This window comes from Mycobacterium sp. NTMscope_MAC_12 (assembly GCF_976985675.1).
Map to the genome: position 1 here is coordinate 4,842,992 of NZ_CDRJYY010000001.1, position 15,930 is coordinate 4,858,921.

Annotated in this window: 12 protein-coding genes and 1 pseudogene; 10 read left to right on the forward strand and 3 right to left on the reverse strand. The window is 67.1% G+C overall.

Translation table 11 applies throughout. From position 1 onward, the window contains the following. The first annotated feature begins 265 nt into the window (after nucleotides 1-265). The 5 genes from AC0KS4_RS22470 (at nucleotide 266) to AC0KS4_RS22490 (ending at nucleotide 4,355) form a co-directional block, all read left to right on the forward strand. Nucleotides 266-853 (forward strand): hypothetical protein, encoded by a 588-nt coding sequence (locus AC0KS4_RS22470; RefSeq protein WP_238956995.1) that lies wholly within the window; start codon nucleotides 266-268, stop codon nucleotides 851-853. 115 nt (nucleotides 854-968) lie between these two features. Beyond that, nucleotides 969-2,162 (forward strand): putative alpha/beta hydrolase, encoded by a 1,194-nt coding sequence (locus AC0KS4_RS22475; protein ID WP_238956996.1) that lies wholly within the window; start codon nucleotides 969-971, stop codon nucleotides 2,160-2,162. 10 nt (nucleotides 2,163-2,172) lie between these two features. Next, nucleotides 2,173-2,715: an LpqN/LpqT family lipoprotein gene (locus tag AC0KS4_RS22480; RefSeq protein WP_238956997.1), complete on the forward strand. Its 543-nt coding sequence runs from the start codon at nucleotides 2,173-2,175 to the stop codon at nucleotides 2,713-2,715. Further along, nucleotides 2,715-3,446 carry a hypothetical protein gene (locus AC0KS4_RS22485; protein ID WP_238956998.1) on the forward strand — a complete coding sequence of 244 codons (732 nt, stop codon included), beginning with the start codon at nucleotides 2,715-2,717 and terminating at the stop codon, nucleotides 3,444-3,446. Before AC0KS4_RS22480 ends, AC0KS4_RS22485 begins: the two co-directional genes overlap by 1 nt. Nucleotides 3,447-3,626: 180 nt before the next feature. After that, nucleotides 3,627-4,355 carry a hypothetical protein gene (locus AC0KS4_RS22490; protein WP_238956999.1) on the forward strand — a complete coding sequence of 243 codons (729 nt, stop codon included), beginning with the start codon at nucleotides 3,627-3,629 and terminating at the stop codon, nucleotides 4,353-4,355. Between the two features lie 46 nt (nucleotides 4,356-4,401). Here the strand turns inward: AC0KS4_RS22490 and AC0KS4_RS22495 are convergent. Continuing rightward, nucleotides 4,402-5,750 (reverse strand): annotated as a pseudogene (locus tag AC0KS4_RS22495) (sugar porter family MFS transporter). A gap of 740 nt (nucleotides 5,751-6,490) precedes the next feature. On the opposite strand from AC0KS4_RS22495, the gene AC0KS4_RS22500 reads away from it, so the two are divergent. The 5 genes from AC0KS4_RS22500 to AC0KS4_RS22520 all read left to right on the forward strand — a co-directional run bounded on the left by AC0KS4_RS22500 (nucleotide 6,491) and on the right by AC0KS4_RS22520 (nucleotide 14,715). Next, complete coding sequence (locus tag AC0KS4_RS22500; protein WP_225328282.1) at nucleotides 6,491-7,027, forward strand: hypothetical protein; 537 nt, start codon at nucleotides 6,491-6,493, stop codon at nucleotides 7,025-7,027. A gap of 96 nt (nucleotides 7,028-7,123) precedes the next feature. Continuing rightward, nucleotides 7,124-8,824, forward strand: a complete 1,701-nt coding sequence (locus AC0KS4_RS22505) for an Hsp70 family protein (RefSeq protein WP_238957000.1) — start codon at nucleotides 7,124-7,126, stop codon at nucleotides 8,822-8,824. A gap of 238 nt (nucleotides 8,825-9,062) precedes the next feature. Further along, nucleotides 9,063-12,080, forward strand: coding sequence for a (Fe-S)-binding protein (locus AC0KS4_RS22510; RefSeq protein ID WP_225328284.1), 3,018 nt, complete (start codon nucleotides 9,063-9,065; stop codon nucleotides 12,078-12,080). 32 nt (nucleotides 12,081-12,112) lie between these two features. Beyond that, the gene (locus tag AC0KS4_RS22515; RefSeq protein WP_238957001.1) at nucleotides 12,113-13,417 is read left to right on the forward strand and encodes a pyridoxal phosphate-dependent aminotransferase; all 1,305 of its coding nucleotides are present in this window, start codon (nucleotides 12,113-12,115) and stop codon (nucleotides 13,415-13,417) included. A 32-nt stretch (nucleotides 13,418-13,449) separates the two neighbouring features. Next, nucleotides 13,450-14,715 carry a YibE/F family protein gene (locus AC0KS4_RS22520; RefSeq protein WP_238957002.1) on the forward strand — a complete coding sequence of 422 codons (1,266 nt, stop codon included), beginning with the start codon at nucleotides 13,450-13,452 and terminating at the stop codon, nucleotides 14,713-14,715. Here the strand turns inward: AC0KS4_RS22520 and rfbA are convergent. Both rfbA and AC0KS4_RS22530 read right to left on the reverse strand, forming a co-directional pair. Beyond that, entirely contained in the window at nucleotides 14,657-15,532 is an 876-nt protein-coding gene (rfbA, locus tag AC0KS4_RS22525; protein WP_238957003.1) for a glucose-1-phosphate thymidylyltransferase RfbA, read from the reverse strand. The two genes, AC0KS4_RS22520 and rfbA, sit on opposite strands and share 59 nt — an antisense overlap. Before the next feature lie 16 nt (nucleotides 15,533-15,548). After that, the gene (locus tag AC0KS4_RS22530; RefSeq protein WP_225328288.1) at nucleotides 15,549-15,923 is read right to left on the reverse strand and encodes a nuclear transport factor 2 family protein; all 375 of its coding nucleotides are present in this window, start codon (nucleotides 15,921-15,923) and stop codon (nucleotides 15,549-15,551) included. Nucleotides 15,924-15,930: the final 7 nt, after the last annotated feature.

Here is a 15,930-nt window from a genome sequence, read left to right on the forward strand (position 1 = left end):
TCAACCTGGGTCTTGAGTCTGGTTCACTCAACTTGTCGATCATGTTAACGGCCCGAGGCCGCGTGTTGTTCCCGGGGTCGCATAGTTCGGGTGCGACGCCGACGACCGACTCGGCGGCCGCGACGCACGGTCGCCGCGCGGAGTCGGTCACGCGGCGATAAAACTTCACCATCGGCGCCGCATCGATAGTCGCTCGAGTGCAGCGACTGTCGGCGGTGGGTGAGTAACCTGAGTGCCGCCATTCGAATCGTCTGGGGAGCGGCGGGTGCGGTTATCGGATAATGCGCGGCGAAGCCTGGCCGGTGGTTCGCTGCTGCTCGTAGTGCTGTTCGCCGGGTCGGTGTCGGGTTGCAGCTCCGTCATCGGCGGGCGGCCGGTGGCCTCGCCCGGGGCGGGTCCCAGCGAGCCGTCCTTCCCCACGCCCCGATCCACGCCGCCGTCGCCGTCGGTCACCGCCGCGCCCGCTCCGGGGGCCCCGGGCGCGCCGACGGGCCCCACGAATCCGGCCGGCGCCATCCCGCTGCCGCCCGACCAGAATGGCTACGTCTTCATCGAGACCAAATCCGGCGTGACGCGCTGCCAGATCAACAAGGACACCGTCGGCTGCGAGGCGCCCTTCACCAACTCCCCGCTGCAGGACGGTGAGCACGCCAACGGCGTCAGCATCACCACCGGCGGCAAGGTGCAGTGGGTGCTGGGCAACCTGGGAGCCATCCCGACTGTCAAGATCGAGTATCAGACCTACGCCGCCCAGGGCTGGACGATCATCGCCAACGCCGAGGGCACCCGCTTCACCAACGACCAGACCAAGCACGGCATGTTCGTCAGCATCGAGAAGGTCAATACGTTCTAGGCGCTAACCTTGTCGGCAGCGTGGCGGGGGTGGGTATCGATCTGCCGCGTTGTGTCACCGCCCAGTCACCGGTGCTCGCTCAGGCCCGACCTAACCAAGAAGACCTCACGACTCCATGCAACTCCGCTACATCAGCGTCGCTGCGCTGATCGCCGAAGCCGGTGGTGATCCGTGGGCGGTCAATCGGAGCCTGCAGGCAGGTAGCCCGTTTCAGATTTCTCAGCTGGCGGAGGCGTTTCTCAAGGCGGGCCGATGCACTGCCGAGGCCAGCAATGCGTTCGACCAAGCCCGTAGCCGCTTTGACGCTGCCTGGAACCATCAGAATGGGGATTCCCCTATCACCGGCTCCGACGAAGTGCAGCGGGTCACGAAAACCCTTGGGGCGCAGTCCTTGCAGCTACCCAAGATCGGTGCGGACCTGGAAAACATCGCTGCCAACCTGGCCGAGGCGCAAAAGACCGCGGCCGGACAGATCGCGGCGTTAGAAGGTCAGTTGCAGCAGCTGGACGGCTTCATCGGGCAAGCGGTGGAGATGGAAAAAGATCCCACCCTCACCGCGGAAGATCGACACGCGCTGGATGCGTTTATCAGCGGCCGTGAAGACGACGCCATCCGCGACACCAAAGCCGCGCTGGGCCAGCTGCAATCCACCCGCAACGGCTACGCCAACTCGTTTCAGAACGCAATGGGGACCCTGCACGCGGACGGCTATGACCTGACAGCCCCCCAGGCCGCGCCCGATCAGGGATCGGCCGACCAGCCCGGCGGGGGGCCCGCGTTGGCCCCGACGAAGGGGGAGGTGCTGACCGGGGCTGCGGGCGCGATCGCCGGTGGTACCGCCGACGGTGTGCGTGGGGCGACGACCAGATTGATCGCCGAGTCCCCGGGCACGGGTCCCGGCAAGGCTGATCCGGGCTTGTTGCGGTGGTTCGAGGACCCGAAGATCGGCGGCATCGAGCTGAAGGGGTTCTCCCGCGTGGGCGGGGTGGTCGCTGCGGCCAGCGCGGTACCCGCCGTCATGTCCGACATCCATGACGGCAACTCGGTTTCCGAGGCCGTCACCCGGGAGGGCGTCGGAACCGTATTAGGGCTGGGTTTGGGCGCGTTAGCAGGAGACGCGGCAGCTGGGGCAGCGATCGGTTCGGTCGTTCCTGGGGCAGGGACGGCCCTTGGCCTGGTGGTGGGCGCCGGCGTGGGCGCAGTCGCCGCCTGGGGTGGATCGAAGGTGGTCGGAGAACTCTGGCATCCGGTCGCGGATGCGGTCGGGAGTGTGGTGCACGGTGTGGAATCGGTTTTCGGTTTCGGGTAGGTCGGCGACGATGCGATTTGATGAGTTCATAGAGAAGCACGGCGTTGCTGTATCCCCGGTCGACCGATTCGCCGGGCTTGTCGTGGAGGTCGGGGTACCACGGGGTTGGGAACCGTTCGATTCCGCAGTTGGGGCCCGGGTATGGGTTTGTCGCGCCGACCCGTGCATCGACACATTCGGCGCTAACGCGGTGTTGACGATGCATCGTGTCGAGACCGCCCTGGACCCCGCGGACGTTTTCGCGATGCTGGTCGAGCAGCAGCTGCAGACGACGCCGGAATGTTATGAGGTGCGCCGGGAACTCGGCCCCGCAGCTGAATCCATCGGAATTCAGGGGTTGCTGGCGATGCAGATTACCCATGAGCTCGGCACCATCGACAGTGTGTCACGATCGCGGATCATCTCGGCTGAACAGGAGACGCTGATTGCGCAACTCACGGTGACCGCCCTACATGATTCACCGGTAGAGCGGGAAAATGTCTGGCTGTCTGTACAAATGGGTGCCGCGCCGGCTGGTCCGGCTCCCGTGACCACGACGCGAGACCGTCACTGATGGTCGACGACGAGACAAGCGGCCGGTGGGGGCGGAGACTGCGCTACACCTTTGGCGCCGCTCTATTCCTGCTTGCGGCGGTAGCGATGTCGGTCGGCGTGCAGTGGTACCTGTCCCTGATCGCATTTTGCGCGGCACTCATGTTCATCCTCGGAAGACGCCGAATTTTTCGGCCGGGAGTCACCCGGGCTGGCGACGAGATTATTTGTAGATACATCCCGTGGTACGAGGGGAATGTGTACGTCTTGAACGTGCTGATCCCTTTGCTAGCTGTCGCCGGTATCAGCGCGGGGTGTGCACCCGGCAATCCGGCATGGCTTCGGTTTACCGGGATCCTTCTGCTGGTTCTGACGCCACTCTTCGTTTCCAGCGCTGTACGTATGTGGCGCCGGTGCCTTCTGCGTATTTCGCCCTCGGCGTTGACCGTGCGTCTGACTGCGCCCAAAGAGGAGTTGACCGAAATCAGGCGTGAGTGTGTCGTGTCGATCGAGCCCAAGGTCGTCCCGAATGGAAGGAGCGGCCAGTCGTTGCAAGTCGCAATTGCCTACCGGGCAGCAGATTTGGGCAATGATGCGACCAAGACACTGCTGCTCGGTCTGCAGTTGACCGTTCAGCCGATTAACCTTCTTAATGCACTCGTGGCCTGGAAGGACGGCGCCCACGACAACCCCAGCGAGCTGCTGGACCGGGTCGAACGGATTCTCCGCGGCCATTCCACCGTTGGCGTGTGACGCGTCGCGCATCGGCATCATCGACAGCGAGTCGGCATCACAGATAATCACGGCTGAATGGGAGACGCTGATCGCGCGACTGACAGCGACCGCGCTATACGATCCACCGCTGGAGTGGGCGCCTAACTGGTTATCCGCGTGCCATTACTCCCCGCTAATCGCAACACGAGAGGGGCACTGATGGTCGGCGGCGGAGAAAAAGCCCGTTGGTGGCGCGTGCTGCGCTATTCCTTCGTCGGCGCGCTGTGCCTATTGGCGGTCATCGACGCGCTGGTCGGGGCTCGTTGGTCTCTCGCTGTCGGCGTGGCTGTGGTCGGCGGCATCATCCTCCTCGGTCAGCGCCGGATTTTTCGCGCCGCGGTCAGCCGCGCCGGTGACGAGATCGTCTGCCGCTACATTCCCTGGTACGAGGGTAACGCATACGGCACGACGCTGCTGCTCCCGCTGATGGCACTCGCCATGGTCGATTTGGGGTCCAGGCCCGGCAACCCGGCGTGGCTGCGGTACGGCGGATTTTTCCTTCTAGGTGTGACCGCATTGACCGTGTGGGGCGTCGTTCGCATGTGGCGACGTTGCCTTCTCTGCATCACCCCGTCGGCGTTGACCGTGCGGTTGGTCGACCGTGGGAGCGAGCTGACCGAAATCCGGCGCGAGCTGGTTGAATCGATCGAACTCAGGCTCATCGCGCAGGCGCGCCTTCAATCGTTGCAAGTCGCTATCACTTACCGGCCCATGGAGGTCGGCGAAGACACCACCAAGACAGTGCTGCTTGGCTTGCGGCTGACCGTTCAGCCGGTCAACCTGTTCAACGCCCTCGTGGCCTGGAAAGACGGCGCCCACGACCACTCGAGCGAACTGCTGGACCGGATCGAACGGATCCTGCGAGGCCAGCCAACGGCCGGCGTGTGACCGCGCTGCACGTCAGCCCGAAAAGCCTGCCGCGCAAGCGCATTCGTCACTGTGCGAAGTCTGACGGTCGGAATTTCCCCTCGGCCAGGTTCTTTTCGATTTCCTCCAGGCTCTTACCGGTGAGGTCGGGCATGCGGAAGAATACGAAGATCCACGCCGCCACGTTGAACAACGCGTAGAGCCACATCGAGGGCCCGATCCCTATCGCATTGATGAGCGACAGCAGCGTCAGCGTGATGAGTAGGTTGGTCCCCCACAGCGTCGCCGATGCACGGCGGTGCCCTCCGGTCGCACCGCCAGCGGATAGGTCTCCGAGCCGGTCAGCCATCCCATCAGCTGCAGGCCGCCCGCATTGAACACCATGAAGGCGATCAGGCAGATCATGATGTAGGCGATGACATCGTGACCGCTGTCGGCGGTGACGAAAATCAGCCCGAGCGCGAAAAGGCTGATCGCCGCGCCCGGCACCATGATGAGGGTGAGCCGGCGCCGGCCGACCCGGTCAATAATGGCCAACCCCACTAGCTGGGCGATCACGTACGTCGCACCCAACATCACCGACACCAGCAGAGCCACGGACCGGTACACGCCGTCGTCGGTCAGGATGGTCGGCGCATAGTAGATGATCATCTCGATGCCGCTGAGCTGGGTGAACACCGCGATGCCGCAACCCAGGACCAGGGCCGGACGCACCCAGGCGTCGCGCAGCCCGCTCCACCCGCGGGTGCTGGCCTTGCGTTCCATGCGCGCGAGTTCGGTCGCTTCGTCCACCTCGGCACCCACGTCGTAGCCGTCGGGCCGGACCCGCTCCAACACGGCTCGTGCAGCGTTTCGCTCACCTTGCTTGACCAGCCAGCGCGGACTTTCCGGGAGGCGCAACAACAGCCACAGCATGACCGCGGCGGGTACGCACGCGATTCCGGTCGGCCCCCGCCAGGAGACCGAGTCAAAGACCCCGATGAGGTTAGCGGCGAGGATGCCCACCCCGATGGCAATTTGGAAGCACAGCACCAACCGCCCTCGGTAAGCCGACGGCGAGAGCTCAGCGACATACATCGGGGCCGTCTGGGTCGCCCCGCCGACGGCGAAGCCCAGGACCAGCCTTCCCAGCGACAACACAAAGACGTCCGGCGCGTCGGCGCACCACAGCGCGCCGACGATGAACACCACCGCCAGCATCAACAGTGTGCCGCGCCGGCCGAACCGGTCGGAAAGCCAGCTGCACGCCAAGGCCCCGACGATGGCGCCGAGCAGGATGCTGGCGGCGACCACCTGCTTCCAGGCCGCGGTGAGGTTGAACTCCTCGGTGAGCTGCAATAGGGCCCAGGAGATGACACCGGTGTTGTAGCCGTAGAGCATCCCCGAGATCGCCGAGACGAGCGCAATGACGACCACGGCGCTCGTCAGTTGCTTTCCCGCCTCCGCGCCGGCGCCAACTGCACTGTGCGAGGCTTCCTCGTGGGCCCCATCCGTGCACTTTGCCGGTTCAGTCCCATTGGGCAAGTCCGCCACGCGACGGCGCTGGCTCGCCACCGTCGGGGCGTCATCGCCGGCTTCTGACCACCATTCGCGGTCTGTCGAATCGGCGGCCACTAGCAGAGCCGATCGTGGTAGCGGAGACAACGAACCCGGGGCTGATGGGCGGGCCGGCCGGGCATCGTGATCGCCTCCCTACCCTGCGCTCGGATTGCATGGTCGCTCGCCGCGGTGTCAGGGCCCGATGTCATACCGGGCGTCGCTGCTGTGACGGCGGGTACGTGTTGGTCGCCGGCACGGTCAAGGTGTTCGCGTATCCAGCGATTCCGCGCGGCTTACTCGCTGGCCTGCCCAGGCCCGGGAGGCGCCGCGCTTGATGCGGGATTGCCGTTCGACTTCCACATCGATTCGGGAAAAGACACTGTCACGAATATCTTTGTAAGTCAAAAACGAGGTGCTGATCGAATTACGCTGTACTGCAATATCATTCGGCCGGAAATGGTGTTGCGGGTGTGTTGAGCGCCACAGCCTAGCGGTTGGCTCCGGACCTGAGTGCACGCTCTCTGTGAGCAACCGCACCCGTCCTTCTGAGCGACGCGACCGACCCGTCAGGGGTTGGCATCAGCAGACTGGCAGGTGCGGTAAGTACCATCGGTGCCGTGGCATCCAACGGTCCACGCGATGACTTCCACAACCGGCCGACGCAGCAAGCCGATTTCGGCATGAGCGAGCCGCCGACCGGCGAAGTCGCGCCACCGAACTTCCCGCCCCAGCCGCCGCACGGCTTCGAGCAGCCCCACGGCTTCGACCCGTTCGACCAGCAGCCCGAGACCACGCCCTGGTATCGCAAGCCCGCGATGCTCATCGCCTGGCTGATCTCCGTCGTCATCCTGATCGCCCTTATTGTGTTCGGCATCATCGAGCTCATTCACGGCGACCAGAACGTCAACCACCTCCCCAAGTCGACGACGAGCACCACCTCGGCGACAACGACGACGACGTCGACCACGACGACCACCACCGAGCCCAGCAGCAGCGCGGAAGAACAGCCGCCGGCCCAGGAGCCGACGCAGCAGCAGCCCACCAGACAACAAACGCAGCAGCCCACCCATCGCCACCATCTGCCGCAGCTGCCGCCGGTGATCACCATTCCGCAGGTGCCGACGGTCATCACCGTGCCGCCGGGCCTGCGTTAACCAGTCGGCGGCAGGCCGATCACGCTCGGCGACGCGGCGCCTCCGGCGCCCTAGACTCGCTGCAATCCACGGGACAACTGACACAGGGGTGCGGACATGAGCCAGTCGCTCGGGCTATCGATCGGGGTGGCCAACCTGGTGGCGGCCCGCGCCGGCAGCGCTCCGGTCACCCGCAGCTCGGTGCTGACCCTGTTCGAGCAGCGGCCCACCGAAGTTGGCCTGCCGGAAGAAAATCCAAACCTGACCGCGCCCGGCCTGGTGCTGCGCGGGTTCGTCGAGCGGGTTGGCGACCGGGCTCCGTTGGTGGCGGCCGACGGCACCAAGTACCTCGGCGCGGCGCTGACGGTCGAGGCGATCGAGGCGATGGCCCGCACGGTCGGCTATGGGACACCGATCAGCATCGCGGTCCCCGCCTACTGGTCCGACGAACAGTTCGCGGCGCTGCGCGAGGAGTTCTTCGCCCAGTCGGAACTCGCGCGCGGCGGGGTGGCGCCGATGCTGGTTTCCGACGCGACGGCCGCGGTCGCGGCGCTGCGCGGCACGCCGGGATTTCCCACCGACGGCGTCATCGCGCTGTGCGACTTCGGCGCCGGCGGCATCACCGTCACGGTGATGAACGCCCACGCCGGCTTTGCGCCCGTCGGCCCCGCCGTGCGGCACACCGAGTTCTCCGGCGACGCGATCGATCAGCTCATCGTCGACCACCTGCTGGCCGCCGATGTCAGCACCGCCGTCCTGGGCGGCACCGCGCGGATGGGGTCACAGACCCGCCTACTCGCCGCCTGCCGGCGCGCCAAGGAGCAACTGTCGACGGCCGCCGTGAGCGCCGTCGCGGGCCCCTCCGGGGAGACCGCCGAGCTGACCCGCACCGAGTTCGAGCAACTGATCTCCCCGCCGCTGGACCGGTTTGTCACCTCTTTGCAAGACACGTTGCAGCGCAACCAGATTCCGCACGCCAACCTGCGCGCCGTGGCGATCGTCGGCGGCGGCGCGGGCATCCCGCTGATCACCGCGCGGTTGTCGCAGCGCTTCGGGGTACCGGTCCGCAGCGCGGCCCAGCCGGCGTCGCTCGCCGCCGTCGGCGCGGCCGCGCTCGGTGCGCAGTACGCAGCGGGGGGCGCTGAAACCGCCGCGGCCGCCGCGGTGGAGACGCCGACCGAAATGGTCGGCACCGCGGGGATCGGCGCGACCCAGGCCGCGTGGGCCGCCCAGGCCACCGATGTCGATGACGCCCTGGCCTGGTCGCAGGACGCCGACTCCGACTCCGACTCCGACTCCGACGAGCCGGTGCCCTATACGGGTCGCGACGCCACCGGCGAATACGCCAGCGAAGCACGGGAATTCGAGTATCCCGAGCAGGGCGGGCTGCCCTGGTACAAGCGCACCGCGCTGGTGTTGACCGTGGCCGGGGCGGTGGTGGCGGTGCTGGTGGCCGCGGCACTGGCGATCGGCCTGTTGATGACGAAGTCCACCCCGGCCCCTCCGAAGACGCCGCCCAGCCAACCGCCGCCACCGCAGACGGTGACCATCACCGGGCCGAACGACAGCACCACGGTCACCGTGGTTCCGGCCCCGCCGCCACCGTCCAGCGAGGCGCCGGCCACCACGACCACCACGACACCGCCGCCGGAGCCGTCGACCACCACAACGACGACGCCCCCGCCGACCACCACCACGACGACCACCACCGCGCCACCCACCACGACATCGCAGGCGACCACCACCAGCGCGGCGCCGACGACGACCACGCGGGTACGGCCCTTGCCGCCGATCTTCCAGCCCCCATTCGGGCGCTGACGCGAACGATTGCGGACCGGCCGGAAAAGGGCCATTTAACGAAATTTGGTGGCGCTGGTCACTCGGACAAACGTCACATCCGGCGGGTAGGTATCAACTAGCAGGCCAGAGGTGCCGACGACGCCCAAGTTAGGGCAGCCTTTCTCGCGCCGAAAGCCGCGAAGATGTAACTATGAGCGGGGCTTAAGCAGGCAAATAAAGCACAGGCCGAATTATCTATGCATTGGGGAGACCTTCTGTGACAACGCAGATGCTCATCAGGCTGGTCGTGGGCATGGGCATGACGCTGGTCGTGGCCGCGCTCGCCGGACGACGGGTCCTGTGGCTGTTCAAGCTGATCACGTCCGGCAAGCCGTCCCCGGGGCACACCGACGAACCCGGCAAACGAATCTGGGCCGAGCTCTCCGAGGTCTTCGGGCAGCGCAAGCTGTTGAAGTGGTCGATCCCCGGCCTGGCGCACTTCTTCACCATGTGGGGCTTCTTCATCCTGCTCACGGTGTACATCGAGGCCTACGGTCTGCTCTTCCAGGACAACTTCCACATCCCGTTCATCGGGCGGTGGGACGCGCTGGGGTTCCTGCAGGACTTTTTCGCGACCGCCGTCTTCCTGGGCATCGTCACCTTCGCCATCATCCGTTTGATGCGCAGCCCGAAGGAGATCGGCCGCTCGTCCCGGTTCTACGGCTCCCACACCGGCGGTGCCTGGCTGGTGCTGTTCATGATCTTCAACGTCGTCTTCACCTACGTGTTCGTGCGCGGAGCGGCGGTCAATAACGGCACGCTGCCCTACGGCAACGGCGCCTTCCTGTCGCAACTGTTCGGCGTCATCCTGCGTCCGCTGGGCCAGCCCGCCAACGAGATCATCGAAACGACGGCCCTGCTGCTGCACATCGCGGTCATGCTGGCGTTCCTGATCATCGTGCTGCACTCCAAGCACATGCACATCTTCACGGCGCCGATCAACGTCATCTTCAAGCGGCTGCCCGACGGGCTCGGCCCGCTGCTGCCGCTGGAATACGACGGCAAGCCGATCGACTTCGAAAACCCGCCCGACGACGCGACATTCGGGCGCGGCAAGGTCGAGGACTTCAGCTGGAAGGCCATGCTGGACTTCGCCACCTGTACCGAGTGTGGCCGCTGCCAGTCGCAGTGCCCGGCGTGGAACACCGGCAAGCCGCTGTCGCCCAAGCTCGTCATCATGGACCTGCGCGACCACTGGATGGCCAAGGCGCCCTACATCCTGGGTGACAAGGAGAGCCCGCTGGAGAGCACGCCGGCGGGCGGGCTCGGCGAGGAGCTGTCCGGCGAAGAGCACGCCGAGGCCCACCACGTTCCCGAGTCGGGCTTCGGCCGCGTCATGGGCTCCGGCCCGGAGCAGGCCACCCGCCCGCTCGTCGGCACCGAGGAGCAGGGCGGTGTCATCGACCCCGACGTGCTGTGGTCCTGCGTGTCCTGCGGCGCCTGCGTCGAGCAGTGCCCGGTGGACATCGAGCACGTCGACCACATCATCGACATGCGCCGCTACCAGGTGATGATGGAGTCCGAGTTCCCCTCGGAACTGTCGGTGCTGTTCAAGAACCTGGAAACCAAGGGCAATCCGTGGGGACAGAACGCGTCGGACCGCACCAACTGGATCGACGAGGTCGACTTCGACGTGCCGGTCTACGGCGAGGACGTCGACAGCTTCGACGGCTACGAGTACCTGTTCTGGGTCGGTTGCGCCGGCGCCTACGACGACAAGGCCAAGAAGACCACCAAGGCCGTCGCCGAGCTGCTGGCCATCGCCGGGGTGAAGTACCTGGTGCTGGGAACCGGCGAGTCCTGCAACGGCGACTCCGCGCGCCGCTCGGGAAACGAGTTCCTGTTCCAGCAGCTGGCGCAGCAGGCCGTCGAAACCCTCGACGGGCTGTTCGAAGGCACCGAGACCGTCGACCGCAAGATCGTGGTCACCTGCCCGCACTGCTTCAACACCCTGGGCCGCGAGTACCGCCAGCTCGGCGCGAACTACTCGGTGCTGCACCACACCCAGCTGCTCAACCGGCTGGTCCGGGACAACAAGCTGGTCCCGGTGACCCCGGTGTCCCAGGACATCACCTACCACGACCCCTGCTATTTGGGCCGGCACAACAAGGTCTACGAGGCGCCGCGTGAGCTGATCGGGACCTCCGGGGCGAACCTGACCGAGATGCCGCGGCACGCCGAGCGCAGCTTCTGCTGCGGCGCCGGTGGCGCGCGGATGTGGATGGAAGAGCACATCGGCAAGCGGATCAACCACGAACGCGTCGACGAGGCGCTGGCCACCGGGGCCGCCACCATCGCCACCGCGTGCCCGTTCTGCCGCGTGATGGTCACCGACGGCGTCAACGACCGGCAGGAGGAGGCCGGGCGCTCCGGCGTCGAGGTGCTCGACGTCGCGCAGATCCTGCTCGCGTCACTGGAGTACGACAAGGCGACGTTGCCCGAAAAGGGCACGGCCGCCAAGGAAGCCGAGCAGCGGGCGGCCCAGGCGCCCAAGGCGGCGACGGCCACGGCGACCGCTCCCGTCGAGGAGGCCGAGGAGGCGCCCGCCGAGGCGGCCCCGAAGTCCGAGGCCGCGGCCGCGCCGGCCGCGCCCGTCAAGGGGCTGGGCATCGCCGGCGGCGCCAAGAGGCCGGGCGCGAAGAAAGCCGCACCCGCCGCAGAAGGCGCGGAAGGCAAGGCCGAGGCGGCCGCGCCGGCCGCGCCCGTCAAGGGGCTGGGCATCGCCGGCGGCGCAAAGCGGCCCGGCGCGAAGAAGGCGGCACCGGCCAAGGCCGAGGCACCAGCCGAGGCGGCCGCCGAGGCCGAGACCGAAGCCAAGGCTCCCGCCGCACCCGTGAAGGGGCTGGGGCTGGCCGCCGGCGCAAAGCGGCCCGGCGCGAAGAAGGCGGCACCCGCCAAGGCCGAGGCCCCCAAGGCCGAGGCACCAAAGGCGGAGGCTCCCAAGGCCGAGGCCGAAGCGCCGGCCGAAGCCGAACCCGAGGCCAAGGCCCCCGCCGCGCCGGTGAAGGGCCTGGGCATCGCCGCGGGCGCCAAGCGACCCGGCGCGAAGAAGGCGGCCCCGAAGGCCGAGGCGCCGAAAGCAGAAGCCGAGCCCGCCGAACAGGCACAGGCCGACGCCGAGCCGGCACCGAAACCGGAGCCCGCAAAGCAGAGCGACGGCGACGATGCACCGGCTCAGCCGCCGGTGAAAGGGCTGGGCATCGCCCGCGGGGCGCGTCCGCCGGGCAAGCGCTGACCTGGGATTTTTACGCTTGACAGCAAATTTCAGTGGACAGTGATGGCACCATTGGTGATGTGACCACCCACCAGCTGCCTCACCAGCTGCCACCGCACCCGCCGGGTCATCACCGGCAGCAGCGGAGTTTCGCGCAGTCGTCGAAGCTTCAGGACGTCCTGTACGAGATCCGCGGCCCGGTACATCAGCAGGCCGCGCGGCTCGAGGCCGAGGGTCATCGCATCCTCAAGCTCAACATCGGCAACCCGGCGCCGTTCGGCTTCGAGGCGCCCGACGTGATCATGCGCGACATGATCCAGGCCCTCCCCTACGCCCAGGGCTACTCCGACTCGCAGGGCATCCTGCCCGCGCGCCGGGCGGTGGTCACCCGCTACGAGCTGGTCGACGGATTCCCCCGCTTCGACGTCGACGACGTCTACCTGGGCAACGGGGTGTCCGAGCTGATCACGATGACGCTGCAGGCCCTGCTCGACAACGGCGACGAGGTGCTGATCCCGTCGCCCGACTACCCGCTGTGGACGGCGTCGACCTCGCTGGCGGGCGGCACGCCGGTGCACTACCTGTGCGACGAGACGCAGGGCTGGCAGCCGGACATCGCCGACATGGAGTCGAAGATCACCGACCGCACCAAGGCGCTGGTGGTGATCAACCCGAACAATCCGACCGGCGCGGTCTACACCAGCGAAGTCCTCACCCAGATCGTCGAACTGGCGCGCAAACACGAGCTGCTGCTGCTCGCCGACGAGATCTACGACAAGATCCTCTACGGCGACGCCAAGCACATCAACCTGGCCTCGCTGGCGCCGGACATGTTGTGCCTGACCTTCAACGGGCTGTCGAAGGCGTACCGGGTGGCCGGGTATCGGGCCGGCTGGCTGGCCATCACCGGGCCCAAGGACCACGCGGGCAGCTTCATCGAGGGAATCAACCTGCTCGCCAACATGCGGCTGTGCCCCAACGTCCCGGCCCAGCACGCGATCCAGGTCGCCCTGGGCGGCTACCAGAGCATCGACGACCTGGTGCTGCCCGGCGGCCGCCTGCTCGAGCAGCGCGACGTCGCCTGGACCAAGCTCAACGAGATTCCGGGGGTGTCCTGCGTCAAGCCGGACGGCGCGCTCTACGCCTTCCCGCGGCTGGATCCCGAGGTCTACGACATCGACGACGACGAGCAACTCGTCCTCGATTTGCTGCTGCAGGAGAAGATTCTGGTCACCCAGGGCACCGGCTTCAATTGGCCCGCACCGGATCACCTGCGCATCGTGACGCTGCCGTGGGCCCGCGATCTGGCGGCCGCGATCGAGCGGCTGGGCAACTTCCTCGTCGGCTATCGCCAGTAAGCGCCCAGGAAACCGCCTCTACGCTCGACCGGGTGACGCACTCCCACTCGCACAGCATGCCGCCAGGCCCGTCCGGCATTGATCCGTTGCCCGCCAGGGTCGTCGTCGGGCTGCTGGTCGCGATCGGTGTGGCGGTGGCCGTCGGCGCGATCCTGTTGTGGCCCAGCCGTCAGCGCGTCGACATTCCGATGCCGCTGCAGAGCGCGTCCGGTGGCGCCGTGAGCACGCAGGCCGGGCACGTGCTGTCCAGCGGGTTGGGTGACTGCGGCAGCCCGTCGGTCAGCCAGGTCCTCACCGGCCCGCCCCAGCCCGCCGCGCCGGGCGCCGGACGCTGCGTGTTGACCCAGGTCGCCGTCGATTCCGGACCGAACGCGGGGGCCACCACGCTGCTGGAATCCTCCCCCGGCCCCGGCCAGCCGAAATTCGCGGTGGGCGACCGCATTCGGGTCGTACGGCAGGTCGACGACCAGGGCGCCACCAGCTACGCGTTCTACGACTTCGAACGGGGTTGGGCGCTGGTCGGTTTGGCGATCGCGTTCGCCGTGGTGATCGTGGCCGTCGCGCGCTGGCGCGGGCTCCTCGCGCTGGTGGGCATCCTGGTCGCGTTCGTGGTGCTGGTCATGTTCCTGCTGCCCGCCCTGCGGGACGGCGCGCCCGCGGTGCCGGTGGCGCTGGTGGCATCGGCGGCGATCCTCTACGCGGTCATCTACCTGGCCCACGGCGTCAGCCTGCGGACCAGCGCAGCGCTGCTGGGCACCCTCTCGGCGCTGCTGCTCGCCGCCGGATTATCTTGGGCGGCAATCCAATTAGCGCATCTGACCGGGCTCTCGGACGAACAGAACACCACCGTCAGCGCCTACCTGGGCAACGTGTCGATCGGCGGACTGCTGCTGGCCGGCTTCATCATCGGATCGCTGGGCGTGCTCAACGATGTCACCGTGACCCAAGCCTCGACGGTCTTCGAGCTCGCCCGCCTCGGCGGCTCGCGGCGGGCGATCTTCGTAGGCGCCCTGCGGGTGGGGCGCGATCACATCGCCAGCACCGTCTACACGCTGGTGCTGGCCTATGCCGGCAGTTCGCTGCCGCTGCTGTTGCTGTTCAGCGTCGCCAACCGCTCGCTGACCGACGTGCTGACCGGTGAGAGCGTGGCCATCGAGATCGCCCGCTCGGCGGTGGGCGGGATGGCGTTGGCGCTGTCGGTGCCGCTGACGACGGGCATCGCGGCGGTGCTGGCCAAACCTAGTGAAATCGGCTCCGCTCCAACAGATTCAGCAAGTAGGAGCCATACCCCGACTTGAGCAGGCTGTGCGCGCGCTCGGCCAGCTGCTCGTCGGTGATCCAGCCCTGCTGCCACGCCACCTCCTCGGGCACACTGACCTTGAGGCCCTGCCGTCGTTCCAGCGTGCGGACGAAGTCGCTGGCATCCAGCAGCGAGTCGAACGTGCCCGTGTCCAACCAGGCCGTTCCGCGGGCCATCACCTCGACCGAGAGCCGGCCCCGGTTGAGATAGATCTGATTGACCTCGGTGATCTCGTACTCGCCGCGCGCCGATTTCTTGAGCCCCTTGGCGATTTCGATCACGTCGTTGTCATAGAAGTACAAACCCGGCACCGCGTAATTGGATTTCGGTGTCTGGGGTTTCTCCTCCAACGACAGCGCCAGGCCGTCGTCGCTGAATTCGACCACACCGTAGGCCGACGGATTGGCTACCCAGTAGGCGAAAACAGCTCCCCCGCTTATGGTTTGGAAGCGCTTCAACCTGGTGCCCAGCCCGGGACCGTAGAAGATGTTGTCTCCCAACACCAAAGCCACCGACTCGTTGCCGATGTGGCCGGCGCCCAGGACGAACGCCTGGGCCAGACCGTCGGGCCGGTCCTGTGTCACGTAGCTGATGTTGACGCCGAATTGCGAGCCGTCGCCCAGGAGTCGCTGAAATCCGGGCGCGTCATGCGGGGTGGTGATGACCAGGATGTCGCGGATCCCGGCCATCATCAGGGTGGACAGCGGGTAGTAGACCATCGGTTTGTCGTAGACCGGCAGCAACTGCTTGCTGATGCCCGTGGTGATCGGATGCAGGCGGGTGCCCGACCCGCCGGCCAAGATGATTCCGCGCATGGGTGGCTCCTGGTGCCTAGTCGACGGCGTCGGATTCGGTGAGCTCGGTGGCCGCCAACGCCGACGCCAGGCTGTCGTGCCGGAACACGGAGGTGACGTGGTCGCGCACCACCCGGAACGTCAACGCGGTGCCCGTTTCAGCTCCCGGATCGCCGGGGCTACTGGGTTTCAGTTCGACGGCCACGACGCCGTCGTGCACATACATCCGGCCGAGCTCGGTGGCCGGCCGGTGCGCGGCGGCCCAGTTGCGCAGCGCCTCGTGGCCCTGCGCGGCCCCGTGCGCGTCGCCCATCTCGATGTCGTCGCTGGACAGGGACGCCAAGGTCTCGATGTCCGCGGCGTTGAGGGCGTCGTGCCATGCCAGGACGGTGGCGATCTCCGATGTGGTCATGGTGTGC